Raw genomic sequence first — 17,297 nt, 5'->3', positions numbered from 1 at the left:
TTTTAAATATGATATATTTTGAACTAGTTAAATAATATTATTTAATTGTGTAAAATATATTTAAAGTTTTGAAATATAGGTATATAAATATTATAAAATTAAATTAATCTTTTAAATATTTTAATTTAACGTATACTATTAAATAATATGAATTTCAAAATATATTTTAGGGAGATGTTTAATATGAAAGAAACTTTATATTTTAATGGAGATATTATAACCTTAGAAAATGATTTATATGCAGAAGCAATTTTAGTTAGAGATGGCAAAATATTTAAAATTGATAAAAAAGAAAATCTTTTAAAAATTGCTAATTCTACTGTAGAAATTATAGACTTGCAAGGTAAAACTTTAATTCCTTCATTTATAGATGCTCATAGCCATTTTTTTGCTTATTCACAAACACTACTTCAACCATCTTTAGAGAATGCTACTAATTTTGAAGAAATAATTGATATTATACAAAAATTCATAAAAAATAATAATATTCCAAAAGGAATTTGGGTTACTGCTGCTAACTACGATCATAATAATTTAAATGAAAAAACAAGTCCTACAAAAGAAGTACTTGATAAAGCTGCTCCAGATAATCCACTTGTAATAAAACATCAATCAGGTCATAGTGGAGTTTTGAACTCTATTGGCCTAAATGAATTAGGTATAACTAGTGATACATTAAATCCTGAAGGAGGAATTATCTATAAAAAAGATAATGATCCAACAGGGTATTTAGAAGAAAATGCTTTTATTAATTATATTCAAAAAATACCTTTACCTTCATTTAACGAAATAATCAAATCTGTTAAAAAAGCACAAGAACGATATAAGTCATTTGGTATAACCACTATGCAAGAAGGTATGGTAGTTCCTTTAATGAGTGATATATTAAACTACATAAAAAATTCTAAAATGTTAGAACTAGATTATATCGGTTATATAGATGTTAAAGAATCAAAATCTCTACTTAATAATTTTGATGGTTGCATAAAAAATTATGTCAATAGGTTCAAAATAGGTGGATATAAAATATTTTTGGATGGTTCACCACAAAGCCGTACTGCTTATATGTTAAAACCTTATAAAGATGCAACAGATGGTTATAGAGGTTATCCAATTTATAAAGATGAAGATTTAGAAAAATACATAGAATTGGCTATAAAAAATAATATGCAATTACTTGCTCATTGTAATGGAGATGCGGCTAGTTATCAATATATATCTCAATTTAATATTGCAAAAGAAAAATGTAATTTAAATAATGATATTAGACCAGTTATAGTTCATGCTCAACTGCTTCCATATTCTCAGCTAGATGCCGTTCATAGGCTTAAAATGATACCTTCATTCTTTGTCGCTCATGTTTATCACTGGGGAGATATTCATATTAAAAACTTTGGATTTGAAAGAGCTAGTAAAATAAGTTTAGCTAATTCAGCATCAAAAAAAGATCTTAAATTTACATTCCACCAAGATTCACCTGTAATAGAACCTAATATGTTAGAAACAATTTGGTGTGCTGTAAATAGAATAACTAAAGATGGAGTTTTATTAGGAAATGATGAAAAAATTACTCCATTAGAAGCTTTAAAAGCTGTCACTATAAATGCTGCTTATCAATATTTTGAAGAGCATCATAAAGGCAGTATTAAGGAAGGCAAGTTAGCAGATTTAGTTATATTAGAAAAAAATCCTTTAAAAGTAAAGCCTATGGAAATTAGAAATATCCATGTTTTAGAAACCATAAAAGAAGGAATCTCAATATTTAAACTTTAAAATTACATAATAAAAAGATAGACTCATTTTAGTCTATCTTTTTATTATTAATAAATAAGTTCATATATTTAACTATGGGCTCATTTTTTATTTTATAAAATGAAAAAATAAGTCTATAGTTAAATATAAATATTTTTTCAACTAACTCTATTTATTATTTTTTTTATCTTCAAATTCGTTTATTTTATTTCTAATATATGATGGAACTTCTTCTCTTGGAATTCCTAAAACAACTGAAAATTCATCATTAATTAATCCCTCAGCTACTTTCATGAATCTATCATCTATTTGCCCAAGTTTTTTACCTTTGTTTTCTGCACTAACTTTTTTTTCATAAATACCTGCTATTACGGCTAATAAATCTGAACATTCATGAGTTTGTAAAATATTTTTATAATAAGCTTGAAGTAATCTTGAGTTTTTCTCTTTAAATTCCATATCTTTCATAGAAGGAATCATTTCTATTAATTGTTGAACCTCTTCATAAGTAATAACAGCTCTCATAAACACACTGGTATCTACTGGCGTAAATATTCTTCCATTTTCATATGCTGGTTTAAGAGTATAATAAGTCCTTTTTTTATTAATACTTGAAATATTAATTTCACCTATATCCTCTACTTCACATACTCCATCATTTCCATAAATAATAAATTCTCCAATTTTGTACATAATTTTATATCTCCCATCTTCCTTTATATTTTATATCCGAAAATAGAATCAGCCCCATTTGACTGGAATTATCTCACTATTTATAATATTTTATTCAATATTTTATATTATACTAGGTATAAAAAAAGACCCTCGAAAGGATCTTCCCGAATCAATCTATATATTATAATATAGTTATGTTCTCTGCTTGAGGACCTCTAGCACCTTTAACTATATTAAAGCTTACTTTTTGACCTTCTTCTAATGATTTGAATCCATCAGTTTGTATAGCTGAGAAATGAGCGAATACATCATCTCCACCTTCTACTGATATAAATCCAAAACCTTTATCATTGTTAAACCATTTTACTATTCCATTAGTCATTTTGACTGTCTCCTATAAACCGATCAAGATTAATCTTGATTTACTTTTGTATTTCTACAATATTTATTATAGCACAAATAAAAAATAATAACTAGTAGTATTATCTAGTATTATTTTTTATTTGTAATAACAGTGAGAAATAAACCCAATTATTTATTTTAAATATATCAATATTATCTTATTTTGACTAGATATCACGGTATCGTACTTTATAGCATATTTGCAATACTATTAATTACAATTATTTTTAAGTTTACTTATTTCTTTTAACAAATCTTCATATTCTTTTTCATATTGTAATTTTCTAGCTTGATTATTTTCCATACATATCATAGATACTATATGAGTTATCTTATTTTCTAAAATTAAAATTTTATTTTTATCAATTTGTTCTTCTTTATTAATCTTTACTACAACCTTTGCCTTTTCATACTCTTTTAAATTTCCGTTAAACTCACTTAAACCTCTTTCCTTAATTTCGACTATATAATCGCAAACTTTATTAATAAAAATTCTATCATGAGTTGCTATAATCATAGTTTTTTCTGTACTTATTAACGATTTTTCCAAAGCTTCCATTGATGTAATATCTAAATAGTTAGTTGGCTCATCTAATATTAATAAATTATTATCTTCTAAAATAAGCTTACACAAAGCTACCTTTACCTTTTCTCCACCACTTAATACTTCTATTTTTTTATAAACCTCATCACCTTTAAATCCAAACAAATTTAAGTTTATTCTGATAAAAGTTTCATCAAAAGATGATACTTCCTTTATATTGTCTAGTATACTTTTTTTAAAATTTAAACTATCTTGATTTTGAGCAAAGTACCCTACTTTAACTTTAGAATTTATTTTAATAGATTCATTATTGTTTTTTATAAATTCTTTTAATAAACTACTTTTTCCACATCCATTATCACCTATTAGAGCAATTTTTTTATTTCTTTTTACTTTAAAAGAAACATTGTCTAATAAAAGTCTCTCATGCATCTTCAATGTTAAATCTCTTACTTCTATTAAATTTTTACTTATTATCTCCATACCATCTTGTATATTTATTTTTATTTGATTAATATATTTTGGTTTATCCTTTACTTCTAAATGTTCAATTCTACTTTGTATTGATTTTATATTTCCATCTAATTTCTTTTTACTTTTTTGATCTCCCATTTTGTGAAGTCTAGCTTCAGAGTTTCCCATTCTCTTTGGAGTTTTTCTAATGCTGTTTTTAAGTTCAGTTTTTTGTATTTTAGCATTTTCTAGTCTATTTTTTTCTATTTTATATTGTTCATATTCAAATTCTTGTCTTTTCATTTCTTCTTCTTTAAGATTTAAATAAGTTGTGTAATTTCCTTTATATACTTTTATTTTCCCTTCGTCAATTTCAGCTATAGTATCACATATAGAATCTAAAAACTGTCTATCATGAGATATTAATAGTAATGCTCCATTATGTTTTTTTAACATATTTTCTAAAATTCCAATACTGTGTTGATCTAAATTAGAAGTTGGCTCATCAGCTATTATTAATTTCCTTTTTTCCTTTAAAGCATTTGCAATTTTTAGTTTTACTTTTTCTCCTCCAGATAAGTGTTCTTCAAATTTTGCCGGGATATTTAACAAACTTTTAATTTTACCATCTGTGCATAAATTTTCTACATCTTCACTTTGACTTATATAAGAATAACTATTTGTTAAATATATATTACCTTCATCTATATCTATATTTCCCGTTAAAGCTTTTACCAAAGTTGTTTTGCCTGCTCCATTAACTCCTACTAATCCTATCCTATCATTTTCTAATATTTCAAAATTTTTAATATCTAGTATTAATCTGTCTAAATAATATTTTTTTAATTTATCTATACTTGCAAGTAACATAAAAAAATCCCTCCTTATTTATGCCTAAATATAAGGAGAGACCGTTATTTATAGGTACGGCAAATAAAAGTAAAGTTTATAATTTACTCTCCTTTAATTTAAGCATTATAAATATACCTACTAACAATAGGTTTTAAAAATTTATAATACTGTAAATTTAAAAAGTAAATTATATGTTCATTTTATTTTATTCCGTTCCCTTTCTTTTAATTTTCACTGTAATTTTAGCACAGTTAATATTTATTATCAACTTACAGTTTGATTTTTATGTGATAATTTTTTATAAAATTATTTAGAGTTATTTCTTATATGTGCTGCAACTTTAACATCTTCTCTTTTTATATGACTAATTATCCAAGTTGCAACTTTACTGTTAATTTCTCCAACTAAAGAAATGCTCGGTCCACTTTCCATAAGCTTTCTTTGTATATCATCGACTGTTGATATAAAGTGTTGATGATATTTTTTATGATTAATATAATCTGGATATCTAGATTTCATTTGTAAAACTTCTTCATGCGCAAAGTGAGTTTTTGTATAAGAAGATAAAAATTTCACTGTTTTTTCTAGCTCAGCTCTTCCTTTTCCTTTGCTACAAGCTTCTAATAAATCATTAATCGCTTTTATAAGTTCTTTATGTTCATTGTCAATTTGAGAGTTACCTGTTAGTAACTCATCAGTCCATTTATATGCCATTTACATCCTCCATGATAAAGTATTTATATACTTATACGCCGATTATAACTTTTTCTAAAGCTTTTTTATAAACTAAATCTTAAACTTTTTTCTCATTTATTTCTATTTTACCATCAACAATAGTTATAATACGATCTCCAACATTTGCAACATTTCTATCATGTGTAATCATTACAATAGTATTTCCTTGATCTTTTAACTCTTTGAATAATAGTAATACTTCTTTACTTGTTTTTGAGTCTAATGCTCCTGTTGGTTCATCTGCTAAAAGGATTGCTGGATTCGAAACCAGAGCTCTAGCTATAGCAACTCTTTGTTGTTGTCCCCCTGAAAGTTCATTTGGTTTATGTTTTAACCTATCTTCTAATCCCACAAGCCTTAACTTTTCAATAGATTTATTTCTAGCAATTTCTTTATCTACACCTCTTATTAAAAGCGGCATCATTACATTTTGTATAACACTGTATTTTGGTATTAAGTGATATTTTTGAAATATAAAACCTATCTTTTGATTTCTAACTAAAGCTAAAGAATTGTCATCTAAATTACCTATATCCTTACCATCTAAGTTATAACTTCCATCATCTAATATATCCATACACCCTATAATATTCATAAGTGTTGACTTTCCTGATCCAGAAGGCCCTAGTATTGATATAAATTCCCCTTTTTCAACTTTTAAACTAATATCCTTTAACACATGTAACTTTTCATCTCCTACACTGTAGGACTTATTAACATTTGATATATCTATTATGTAATCCATAATTTAGTACCTATGATATTACATCTACTGATAATATAGTGGGAGTTTCTGATTTATTGTCATCTACTGATAACTTTAAATATGTTCCTTCTTTTATAGATGATAACCCTTCTCCACTTCTAGCCGACAATATATTTATATTTACACCCGTTGGTATCATTATAGTTTTTAGATCACCTGTAAACTCTAACTCTACTAAAGGTTCATTTTTTTCTATATCGCCTACAGACACTTTTTTATCATCTTCTTTACTCATTGCTTTCGTAGTCATAGTTGCAGGTACTTCATCTTTTTTTTCTTTGTCTTTCTCTACTTCTTCTTTATCAACAGCTTTTATGTCTTTTCCTGGATCTTTTGCTAATTCAAACTCTATTTCATTACCTACTATACTTTTTACTTTACCATAAATAAATTGGTCTTCCTTCTGACCTTGCTTATCTAGTTTTTGCTCATTTCTAGGTTTATCTTTTATACCTTCCTTCTGTTCTTCTTTTTCTGAATTACAAGCTGTAACTCCTAATGCTATTGATATAACTAATCCTAATAATAATGGTTTTTTCATATTAATTTCTCCTCTTATTTTAATTTATTCGTAACTTAATGCTTCTACTGGCTTTAACTGTGATGCTTTGTATGCTGGATATATTCCAAATACAGTCCCTGTTATAATTGCAAATAATAATGCTATTATCTTTCCATGTAGAGTAAACAAAACAGGAACTCCTAAATACTTTGTTAATGGTATTAATAAGTAACTTAAAATTATTCCACATATTCCTCCAATAGTACTTATTAATATAGATTCTATTAAAAATTGTAATAATATATCTTTACTTGAACTTCCTAAAGCCTTTAATATACCTATTTCTTTAGTCCTTTCATTTACTGCTACAAATAATACATTCATTATTCCTATACCTCCAACGATAAAAACAATAGTTGCCACAGACATTAAAAGTATATTCATAGTCTTTGCTGATGCAAGAGCTGCTTCTATCTTATTGCCTGCATCTTCAACTTTAAAATTATTAGCTTCACCATCAAATATATAGTCTAGAGAATTTTGAATATCACGTATTCCATCTTCAACTTTATTTAAATCTTCAACTAAAGCAATTCCTTGAGGTTGATAACTTTTTTCATCATATACATATTTATATGCAGTAGAGTATGGTATAAAAATACTTTGATCTGGCCTTACTCCTTGCATTCCATCACCTTTTTTTTGTAAAACGCCTATGACTTTATAAGTTCTACCTCCTATTTTTACAGACTCTCCTACAGCACTTTGAGCATCCGTAAAATGCTGTTGTGCTAAACTTTCTCCTAATACACATACCTTCTCCTTTGATTGTTGATGTTTTTCATTTAAGGTATCTCCAAATTGTATCTCAATGTTGTTTATATCATTGAATTCATTAGTTATACCTACCACCGGCTCAACACTATCCTTACCTCGTATTTTCACGCTAGTAGAACTTGATACATTCAAGCCTACCTTACTTATATTATTTGAATCATCCATTATACTTTGCATTTTTTCTTCGTCTAGAGGTTCAATATTTACTATATCTAAATCTGGATTTTCAAAGTTAAGATTTATAAAAATACTTCCTGCACTTAATCCTTCAAACTGTTTTTTTACCTCTTCCTCTCCACCTTTTCCAATGGCAATTACCATTATAATAGTTACTGTTCCTACTATAATTCCAAGAGAGGTAAGAATAACCTTAAATTTATTTTCTTTTAAGTTTATAAATATAATATTAATTAGCTCCTGGACTTTCAGAATCTCCCACCTTCCTTTCTTCTATTACAACCTGATTTTCTTTTAATCCTTGTAGTATTTGTGTAACCTTTCCGTCAGAAAATCCTGTTTTTACTTCTACTTCTTTTGTTTTTTCGCCATCTTTAACCTTAACTATTTGCTTATTGTTTTTATTTGTTATAGCTTTACTTGGTATTTGCAATACATTTTCTTTGTTTTTTATTATAAATTCAACTTCTGCAGTCATACCTTGATAAAGTTCTACGTCTTTATTATCTAGTTCTACTTTAACTTTATAGTCTACATCTTCCTCAGACCCTACACTTGTGTAACTTTTTTCTTTCACGGTCCCATCAACTTCAATATCTGGATAAGTCTCAAAAGTTACTTTAACCTCTTGGTCTTCTTTCACTTTTACAATATCTGTTTGAGTTAGCAAAACATCTAAATATATTTTATTTTCATTTCCTACTACAATAATTTGATTTGCAGGTGTTACAGCCGCTCCTAGCTCGCCCTTAATATCTATAACTACCCCATCATTTTTTGCATATACATACAATTTATTAAGATCTAGTTTTAAGTTTTCAATTTTTTTATTCACTTTATCTAATTCACCTTGAGCCGTTTTTATTTGCAAATCTATTGATGTATCTTCTGGTGCACTATTTTTTTGATTTTTTAATTGATTTAATGCTTCTGATTTAGTGTCTTGTTCTATTTTCAACTCATCTATTTGTGAATTAATATCTTTATCTGATAATTTAGCTAACTTACTTCCTTTTTTTACTTTGTCACCTTTATTCACATAAATTTTTTCAAGAGCTCCACTTGTTTCAAAATTGTGATCAATTCCTTCTAACTTAGCTTCTCCCTCTCCTTCTATTGCAACTCTTATATCATCCACTATAGCTATGTGTTCCTTATCTTTTTTTAATGGTTCTTCTTTTTTAGGTTTAAGCATTAACCAACTAGCTCCTACCAAACATGCAACTACTGTTAATGCTATTAATTTCTTTTTTATTAACATAATACCCCTCCATATTCCACTTCATTTTTATAGTTTAACTATACTAAAATAGGTATAAAGTTTCTGTTAAGAAATTTATTTTAAATAAAAATTTTTAAAAATAAAAATGCACTTTATACTGTAAATTTTTATTTACTGTATAAAATGCATTTTATTTTCTTAATTATTTAATTAACTTTATCTACACTAATTACCTTGCTATCTTCAATATCTATTTCATTTTTTTCTTTCGGCTCATAAGTTCCTATTCTTACATATATTCCTTCTTTTATATCGCTAAATAACATATTGCTATCTACACCTATTAAATCAATGTTAGCATTTTCTCCTGTTTCTTTTAACTTAGTAGTATCTATATCTAAATTATCATTGTACCCCTTATCATCATAATCTTCTGGGGTGTTTAGAAATGCCACATCTATTTTTGTATCTTGTATTTTCATAATCTTAGCAAATTTATATTTTGTATTTTCTTTTATAGTTTTCACTACATTTTCATTAATTTTTTCCATTTCTTCTTTTGTAAGAAACTTTTCTTCAGTCTGTTCTTCTTTCTTACTTTTAACTTCCTTTTCATGTTGACTTTCACTAACTCCATTACATGCAGTTAATACCAAACTTACACATACTACACTTCCCCACAAAACTATCTTTTTCATATTTATATTCCTCTCATTTTTATTATAATTATTTTGATTAATTTTATAATAACGAAAAGTATATAAAGTTTTTGTTAAGAAATATTAATTATAAGGAATTTTAATAGTGAATTTACTTCCTTTTCCATCGCTTTTAACCTCAATAGTTCCATTGTGTTCATTTATTATATTCTTAACTATTGAAAGACCAAGCCCCGATCCTCCTATTTTTCTTGATCTAGACTTATCTATCCTATAAAAAGGTTTAAATATATTTTCATAATCTTCTTTTTTTATTCCTATTCCACTATCTTCAACAATGATGCTTATAAAATTAGTGTATTCATTTAAATAAATTTTTACGTATCCATTTTCATGGTTATACTTAATACTATTTTCTATTAAATTATACATTGCCCTATATAAAAGATCTTCATTACCATAAAATTCTTTGTATGCATTTTTACTTATATTTTCATCAATAACTATATTTATATTTTTTCGTGATGTAACTTCTTCAAGTTCACCAACAATAGATTTAATAACTTTATTTAAATTTATCTTATCTCGAAATTCTATATTACCTTTATTACAAATACTTAGTAATTCTTCTACTACTTTTGATAGCCTATTGTTATTATTTTCTATTACATGAATTAACTTTATATAATCTTCTTGTGTATGTTCATTTCGCTTATTAAATACATCTATTTTCATTTTTATAACTGATAAAGGCGTTCTAAGTTCATGTGCTACATTTAATGAAAACTGTTTTTGACTTTCAAAAGCATCTTCTATCCTTGTTAACATACTATTGAAAGATTTAGTTAAATCTTTTATTTCATCTTCAGGTCCTTCTTCTTTTATTTTTTTAGATAAATTATGTTCACTAATATCTTTTATTTCATCATTTAATTTTTTTACACTTTCTAACGATTTACCTGTTGCTAAATATGTTATTATACATCCTAAAATGATTACAATTATCATATAAATAAAACTTGTAATTGCTAGTTTTTCTTTTTCTATTTTAAATGAATTAGTTACATTTTTAGCAGGTATTCCTTCTACACTGTCTAACTTATTCTGATCTCCTTGGGTTGTGCTAATAGCTGAATTATTTAAAGGAATATTCTCTAATGAGTCTATAGTTTTCGCTGCTGAAAAAGAAGTACTTAAAGTTAATAACACACTACAAACTATAAGTACTATAGTATTTATAATTGTTACTTTAAGTCTAAGTGATAAATTTAAATTCATTAAATTTCCTCCTTAGCTGTTTCTATTATATATCCAACTCCAACCACATTTTTGATTATATCTTCATCTAATTTAACTTTTAATTTTTTTCTTAATGAATTAATATGAACCCTAACTGCATTACTAAACATATCAACACTATTATCCCATACATGATCAATGAGTTCTTCTTGACTGATTGTTTTATTTATGTTTTTCATTAAATATTCTAATATAGCAAATTCTTTTTTTGTTAACTTTATTTCATAATCATCTATATAAGTTTTTCTTGATTTTATATTTATTTTTAAATTTTTATACTTAAGTTCCTCGTCTTCTTGTATAAATTTAATTCTAAGTAAACATCTTATCCTTGCTTCTAGTTCGTCAAAATGAAATGGTTTTACTAAATAATCATTAGCTCCTAAATCAAGTCCCTTTACTCTTTCTTTTATGCTTGATCTTGCTGTTAGTATTAATATTTTGGTTAATTTATCATTAATTCTTATATTCTTCAATATGTCTAATCCATCCATATTTGGTAAGTTTAAATCAAGAATTATAAGATCATAATCATTTACAATAGCTAATTCTAAACCTTCTTCACCATCTTCGCTTGTATCAACTGCATATCCATCTATTCTTAAACCTTCTGATATAGCTTCTAATAAATCTACTTCGTCTTCTACTACTAATATTCTCATATTTATGCCTCCCCTAAACATTATCTTAACTATTATACACTTAATTATATAAAGTTTTTGTTAAGTTGATTTTGAAGTATATTATTAAATAATTTTTCATATCCTAAAATCAATTACTGTTCAAGATTTTTTATGATCAAATATACTATATGTACTATACTTATACTTTGAGTGAAATTAAAATTATTTATAATATGTGTTTAATAAATAGTTACATCTCTCAATAGTCATTCTAGATTTAATTTGCATATCACTAATATTTTCTTTATCTTTTATCCAATTTATTTGCCCCACCCTTAAAATTTCAAATTCACCTGTTGTTACTATATTTTTTAGTTCTCCCCACATCTCATTTAATATAGTGTCTGCTGAGCTATAACTTTCCATTGCAGCAGTCATACGTTGAGCTTCATAAATTTTAGTTTGATAATAAGATTTATTTAAACCTATATATTCTTTTGATTTATTTTCATCTATTTTTATTAAATTACCATTGTCATATTTTATATCATTATTTTGAATAAATTCATCAATATATGATTGATTATACTCTTTTAAATCATGAATTTTAGTACCTATGTATTCAGTTTTATTTTTCTCTTCATCTAAATAGATATTGTTTAGTTTTTCCATTGTTAAAACTACTACTAGTGCTATAATTATGATTGCTACCGTAGCACTTATAATTACTACTTTCTTCATATATAATACCTTTCTATACTCAAATTTTGCATATTTAAAAGCCTAGCACACCAATCCTGTTCTCTAGGCTTTTATCACTATTATATATATTATCATTAAATATACTAAATTCTCAATATATTCACTTGCATTTTTTCTATATTTAAACGAATTATGTTTCGAATCAAATATACATAGCCTCTTCCTATTTTTGAATATGAAACCAGTTAATAAATTTATATATTCTAATTATCGGTATTATTTTTCATAAAATTACCCTCTTCATCATGACATTTATCCTCCCCATTATTAGGATCATAATGCCCATCAAATACATATATACTAATCTTAATCTTATTATCTTTTGTAATACTCTCACCTGGTTCAATTGATTGTTTAGCAATAGTTCCTTTTAAATTATATATTGGTGTAAGTACAGCTTCTCCTAACTCATATTTCACACCATGTTTCTTTGCAAATTCATATACCTCTGTTTGCTTATATCCCTTAAAATTTGGAACTTTTCCTTCTGTGTATATTATTTCATTTTTATCCTTACTTTCTATTTTCTCAGACTTAGTTTTGCCATCCGTTTTATCTTCTTTCATCTCTTTGAATTCATTTTTTTTACTTTCAGTTATATACATTATTTTTTTCTCAACATCCCCAAACAAATTATCATTGTTTAACTTTATAATTATAAAACCTACAGTTAATGCTAAACTAAAAACTCCACCTACAATACTTATAATAGCTAATTTTTTCATGTAAATTACCTTTCTACATATTTTACCCTACTTAAAAATCCCCAGCAGTAATTATATACTCTATCACTTTATTATGTTAAAAGTAACGATAACATATAATATATGTTATCGTTACTTTTAACATAAAACTTTAATTGTATTTACCAATTTTTTGTCTCAAGTTTTAGTTAATATAATAAAAATCAAGTATCAGTGATGGTCAAGCTAGAGACTAAAATTTCAAAAATATTTGTCTACAATCTAATATTATATTTGTTTTTTACACTGTTCCAATTTTTAATATTATTGCATAATGGCTTTATATTTAAAATAAAAACCACTCATATAAAATAATATGAATGGTTTTTATTTTCATTTCATACACCAATAGAATATTAAGTTTTCTTTATTTTTTACAATTTTTTTCATGTTCCAAAAGCCATAACTTTCTATCTAGTCCACCACCATATCCAGTTAAACTTTTGTTGGCTCCAATAACTCTATGACATGGAATAACTATATTTATAATATTCTTTCCATTAGCATTTCCTACTGCTCTTACAGCTTTTTCATTCCCGATTCTATTAGCTATATATTTGTAAGATACTGTTTCTCCATAAGGAATTTCTATTAAAGAATTCCATACTTTTTCTTGAAATTCAGTTCCTTTAAGTTTAAATTTAATATTGAATTCTTTTCTATATCCATTAAAATATTCATCTAATTGTCTAACAACTTCATTTAAAATTACATTAGTTTGTGTATTTTCTTTTTTTTCATCTACATATAAGATTGAAATTAATTCTTCTTTTGTCGTGCTTATCTCTAGTATTCCAATAGGTGATTCGTAATAATATTTTTCTAGCATGTGAACGTCTCCTTAGATAACCATATTTTATATATAATATGTATTTATGTAAAATTATTAAAACCAAGTAATTTGCTTAACTTCATATTTGCTTTTATAGTCTTTTATAATATCTTGCATATCATATAATAGATTGTATTTATCGCATTCTTCTTTAAATACTTTCCACAAATATTCAGATTTTGTAGAGCTATTTTCATATACATCTCCATATGTTTCAATATATTTTTTATCTATCATTTGATTTGGAAATATTTTTCTTAATTGCTCAAAATAGTAATCCCTTTGATTATTTCTTAATGTAACTCCCAATCCATAACTGAAAACAAATTTAGCCCCACATTCATATGTTTTTTTTATAATATTTTTTATATTTTCTTCAGTATCATTAATAAAAGGTAGTATTGGCATTAACAACACCCCTGAATATATATTATTATCTGATAATTTTTTTAAAGCTTTAAATCGATCAGTTGTTGTTGATACATTTCTTTCAATTTTTTTGCATAGTTCATCATCAAATGTAGTTATTGTAATTTTAACCATCGTAGGTGAATGAATCTGTATTTTTTTTAATATATCTATATCTCTAACTATTAGGTCGCTTTTAGTGATTATAGATATACCAAATTTGTGCTCATCTATTAATTTTAAAGCTTTTCTTGTTAACATATATGTTTTTTCAAAGGGGTTATATGGATCACTCATAGCTCCTGTTCCTACTACCCCCTTTTTTCTTTTGGCTTTCAAATCATTTTTTATTATTTGAGTTGAATTTGCCTTAGCTCTAACTCTATCAAAATCTATAATTTGATAGCAATTACTTCTAGAATCACAATATATACAACCATGACAACAACCTTTATAGATATTCATAGTATAGTTTATTCCAAACCATTGTGGACTTTCTTTATAATTAGATACAATTGTTTTGGTTGGTATAAATTCCATAAATTCATCAATCCTTTTAATTATCTATTTATTATATTTTCCATAAACTATTTTAAAATATAATATTTTTTCACTCAGATTACTTTGTAATATTTTATTAATCGATTAATTTATATCTTTACTTTAATAACTGTATTTTTAGCATATTTTAAAAATTTATTAAAATCATTACCTGTTATATTAAATGTTTCCGTATTTATAGCCGGATGAAAATTAAGATTTTGACTGTCTAATAAATCATTATCTATTAATAATATTACCTTACTATTTATATCATTTATAACACTAAAAGGATTTACACTACCAGGCGTTACCTTCATCAATTCGTATAATCTCTCTGGTGAGTCAAAAGAAAGTCTACTACTTCCAATTTGAGCTTTTACATCCTTTAAATCTACAGCTTTATCATGTTTTGCTACTAATAAGTAGTTCATACTTTTATTTGAGTTTTTTAAAAATAAATTTTTACAGTGATGTCCTGGCATATCTTTAGTTACTTCATAAAACTCCTCTGCTGTAAATACCTCTTCATGTTTTAGTACTTGACATTTTATATTTAGTTCATCTAATTTTGCATATATTGCTCTTTTCATTATTTTCCCCCTGTTGAATTTATATAAGTATATTATTACATATTTTTTATTTTGATTAAAGTTATAAAAAACTCATATCAAATCGATATGAGTTTTTTATATTTATATATAAATTTCATTAATAACTTTATTATCTAGAATACCACCTGCCTCTAAAATTAGATGCTCATCACATTAACATACTTTACAATGCTCTTTACTTAATTTTTATGTAGTTAATAATACTAAAATTGTTTTAATAAATTTGCCATTTCAATAGCTGTTACCGCAGAATCATAACCTTTATTTCCAGCTTTAGTTCCAGCCCTTTCAATAGCTTGTTCAATTGTGTCTGTTGTTAATATTCCAAATATCACTGGCTTTTCACTATATAGTGAAACTGAAGCAATTCCCTTTGAAGCTTCTGCACATACATAATCAAAATGTGGTGTTGCCCCTTTGATGACTGCACCTAGACATATTACTGCATCATACTTTTCGTTTTTAGCCATTTTTTTTGCTATTAAGGGAATTTCAAATGCTCCTGGTACCCATGCTACATCTATGTTATCTTCATCTACCCCATGTCTTTTTAATCCATCAATAGCTCCACCTAATAATTTTGAAACTATAAATTCATTAAATCTTCCTACGACGATACCTACCTTAATACTTTCTGCTACTAAATTGCCTTCTATCATTCTCATTTTCAATTCCTCCGTTAATATATATTAATTTTAATAATTAAGCATATGCTGCAATTTTTCTTGTTTAGTTTTTAAATAAAATTCATTTTTTTCATTATGATTCATTTGAATCGGTACTCTTTCTACTACGTCAATATCATAACCCTTTAGCCCATTAAGTTTTCTAGGGTTATTTGTCATAAGTCTCAACTTTCTAACGCCTAAATTTTTTAGTATTTGTGCTCCAATTCCGTAATCTCTCATATCTGCTGGAAATCCTAACATAAGGTTTGCCTCCACTGTATCATAACCTTTATCTTGAAGCTCATATGCTTTCAATTTATTTATAAGACCAATACCTCTACCTTCCTGTCTCATATATAAAAGAATACCTCTACCTTCTTCTGCTATTTTTTTCATTGCAGCATCATATTGTTCTCCACAATCGCATCTTAACGACCCTAAAGCATCCCCAGTTAAACATTCTGAATGAACTCTTGTAAGAACTGAGTCATTTTCATTTATTTCACCTTTAACTAAAGCTACATGATGCTCTTTATTTAATTTATTTATAAAACCATACATCTTAAAATCCCCATATTTTGTTGGCATATTAACTTCTACAACTCTTTCAACTAAGTTCTCACGTACTCTTCTATAAGCTACCAAATCAGCTATAGTTATTATCTTAAGATTATGTTCTTTTGCAAACTCTATTAACTCAGGTGTTCTAGCCATAGTTCCATCTGTGCTCATAATTTCACAAATAACACCTGCTGGTTCTAATCCAGAAAGTCTAGACAAATCTACTGCTGCTTCTGTATGTCCAACCCTTTTTAACACTCCACCAGACTTAGCTATAAGTGGAAAAACATGTCCTGGTCTTCTAAAATCTAGTGGTTCACTATTTTCTAATACTTTTTGTATTGTTAAAGCTCTTTCATAAGTAGAAATCCCAGTAGTAGTATCAATATAATCAATAGAAACTGTAAAAGCTGTTTCATGGTTATCCGTATTATTTTCTACCATAGGATGTAAACTTAATTTTTTTGCTTTTTCTTCCTCTATAGGCATACATATAAGCCCTCTTCCATATGTGGCCATAAAGTTAATAGCTTCAGGCGTTACCATCTCAGCAGCCATTAACAAATCTCCTTCATTCTCTCTATCCTCATCATCAACAACTATTACTATTTTTCCTTTTTTTATATCTTCTAAAGCTTCTTCAATAGTATTAAATTTCAACATTTTATCTT

Annotated in this window: 19 protein-coding genes; 1 reads left to right on the top strand and 18 read right to left on the bottom strand. The window is 26.2% G+C overall.

Annotation, left to right across the window (positions count from 1 at the left end; all coding sequences use genetic code 11):
- Nucleotides 1–183: 183 nt before the first annotated feature.
- Nucleotides 184–1,773 (top strand): amidohydrolase, encoded by a 1,590-nt coding sequence (locus tag ACRCYC_RS15280; protein WP_438619976.1) that lies wholly within the window; start codon nt 184–186, stop codon nt 1,771–1,773.
- A gap of 147 nt (nt 1,774–1,920) precedes the next feature.
- Here the strand turns inward: ACRCYC_RS15280 and ACRCYC_RS15275 are convergent, their stop codons facing one another.
- The 18 genes from ACRCYC_RS15275 to ACRCYC_RS15190 all read right to left on the bottom strand — a co-directional run bounded on the left by ACRCYC_RS15275 (nt 1,921) and on the right by ACRCYC_RS15190 (nt 17,289).
- A complete protein-coding gene (locus tag ACRCYC_RS15275) occupies nt 1,921–2,445 on the bottom strand; it encodes a CarD family transcriptional regulator (protein WP_438619975.1) in 525 nt (174 codons plus the stop codon).
- Between the two features lie 163 nt (nt 2,446–2,608).
- Nucleotides 2,609–2,809, bottom strand: coding sequence for a cold-shock protein (locus tag ACRCYC_RS15270; RefSeq protein WP_438619974.1), 201 nt, complete (start codon nt 2,807–2,809; stop codon nt 2,609–2,611).
- A 231-nt stretch (nt 2,810–3,040) separates the two neighbouring features.
- Nucleotides 3,041–4,696 carry an ABC-F type ribosomal protection protein CplR gene (gene cplR / locus ACRCYC_RS15265; protein ID WP_438619973.1) on the bottom strand — a complete coding sequence of 552 codons (1,656 nt, stop codon included), beginning with the start codon at nt 4,694–4,696 and terminating at the stop codon, nt 3,041–3,043.
- Between the two features lie 288 nt (nt 4,697–4,984).
- Nucleotides 4,985–5,392 carry a bacteriohemerythrin gene (locus tag ACRCYC_RS15260; RefSeq protein WP_438619972.1) on the bottom strand — a complete coding sequence of 136 codons (408 nt, stop codon included), beginning with the start codon at nt 5,390–5,392 and terminating at the stop codon, nt 4,985–4,987.
- Nucleotides 5,393–5,471: 79 nt separating this feature from the next.
- On the bottom strand, nt 5,472–6,158 hold the full coding sequence (locus tag ACRCYC_RS15255; protein ID WP_438619971.1) for an ABC transporter ATP-binding protein: 687 nt from the start codon (nt 6,156–6,158) through the stop codon (nt 5,472–5,474).
- A 10-nt stretch (nt 6,159–6,168) separates the two neighbouring features.
- Nucleotides 6,169–6,720 carry a hypothetical protein gene (locus tag ACRCYC_RS15250; protein ID WP_438619970.1) on the bottom strand — a complete coding sequence of 184 codons (552 nt, stop codon included), beginning with the start codon at nt 6,718–6,720 and terminating at the stop codon, nt 6,169–6,171.
- 24 nt (nt 6,721–6,744) lie between these two features.
- On the bottom strand, nt 6,745–7,884 hold the full coding sequence (locus tag ACRCYC_RS15245; RefSeq protein WP_438619977.1) for an ABC transporter permease: 1,140 nt from the start codon (nt 7,882–7,884) through the stop codon (nt 6,745–6,747).
- Nucleotides 7,885–7,924: 40 nt separating this feature from the next.
- Nucleotides 7,925–8,956 (bottom strand): efflux RND transporter periplasmic adaptor subunit, encoded by a 1,032-nt coding sequence (locus tag ACRCYC_RS15240; protein WP_438619969.1) that lies wholly within the window; start codon nt 8,954–8,956, stop codon nt 7,925–7,927.
- A gap of 167 nt (nt 8,957–9,123) precedes the next feature.
- The gene (locus ACRCYC_RS15235) at nt 9,124–9,615 is read right to left on the bottom strand and encodes a hypothetical protein (protein WP_438619968.1); all 492 of its coding nucleotides are present in this window, start codon (nt 9,613–9,615) and stop codon (nt 9,124–9,126) included.
- Nucleotides 9,616–9,699: 84 nt separating this feature from the next.
- Nucleotides 9,700–10,854 carry a sensor histidine kinase gene (locus ACRCYC_RS15230; protein WP_438619967.1) on the bottom strand — a complete coding sequence of 385 codons (1,155 nt, stop codon included), beginning with the start codon at nt 10,852–10,854 and terminating at the stop codon, nt 9,700–9,702.
- Nucleotides 10,854–11,537 carry a response regulator transcription factor gene (locus ACRCYC_RS15225; RefSeq protein WP_438619966.1) on the bottom strand — a complete coding sequence of 228 codons (684 nt, stop codon included), beginning with the start codon at nt 11,535–11,537 and terminating at the stop codon, nt 10,854–10,856. The genes ACRCYC_RS15230 and ACRCYC_RS15225 overlap by 1 nt, the downstream gene beginning before the upstream one ends.
- Before the next feature lie 183 nt (nt 11,538–11,720).
- On the bottom strand, nt 11,721–12,239 hold the full coding sequence (locus ACRCYC_RS15220) for a hypothetical protein (protein WP_438619965.1): 519 nt from the start codon (nt 12,237–12,239) through the stop codon (nt 11,721–11,723).
- Between the two features lie 224 nt (nt 12,240–12,463).
- Nucleotides 12,464–12,985, bottom strand: coding sequence for a PASTA domain-containing protein (locus ACRCYC_RS15215; protein ID WP_438619964.1), 522 nt, complete (start codon nt 12,983–12,985; stop codon nt 12,464–12,466).
- A 385-nt stretch (nt 12,986–13,370) separates the two neighbouring features.
- Entirely contained in the window at nt 13,371–13,832 is a 462-nt protein-coding gene (locus tag ACRCYC_RS15210) for a methylated-DNA--[protein]-cysteine S-methyltransferase (protein ID WP_438619963.1), read from the bottom strand.
- A 57-nt stretch (nt 13,833–13,889) separates the two neighbouring features.
- Nucleotides 13,890–14,783: an SPL family radical SAM protein gene (locus ACRCYC_RS15205; protein WP_438619962.1), complete on the bottom strand. Its 894-nt coding sequence runs from the start codon at nt 14,781–14,783 to the stop codon at nt 13,890–13,892.
- A 110-nt stretch (nt 14,784–14,893) separates the two neighbouring features.
- Nucleotides 14,894–15,376 (bottom strand): prolyl-tRNA synthetase associated domain-containing protein, encoded by a 483-nt coding sequence (locus tag ACRCYC_RS15200; RefSeq protein WP_438619961.1) that lies wholly within the window; start codon nt 15,374–15,376, stop codon nt 14,894–14,896.
- A 224-nt stretch (nt 15,377–15,600) separates the two neighbouring features.
- A complete protein-coding gene (gene ribH, locus ACRCYC_RS15195; protein ID WP_438619960.1) occupies nt 15,601–16,062 on the bottom strand; it encodes a 6,7-dimethyl-8-ribityllumazine synthase in 462 nt (153 codons plus the stop codon).
- Nucleotides 16,063–16,092: 30 nt separating this feature from the next.
- The gene (locus tag ACRCYC_RS15190) at nt 16,093–17,289 is read right to left on the bottom strand and encodes a bifunctional 3,4-dihydroxy-2-butanone-4-phosphate synthase/GTP cyclohydrolase II (RefSeq protein ID WP_438619959.1); all 1,197 of its coding nucleotides are present in this window, start codon (nt 17,287–17,289) and stop codon (nt 16,093–16,095) included.
- Nucleotides 17,290–17,297: the final 8 nt, after the last annotated feature.

This window comes from Paraclostridium sp., from assembly GCF_051657365.1.
Taxonomy (GTDB): domain Bacteria; phylum Bacillota; class Clostridia; order Peptostreptococcales; family Peptostreptococcaceae; genus Paraclostridium.
The sequence above is the reverse complement of the archived record's forward strand: the minus strand, read 5'-3'. Positions and strand labels throughout refer to the sequence as shown.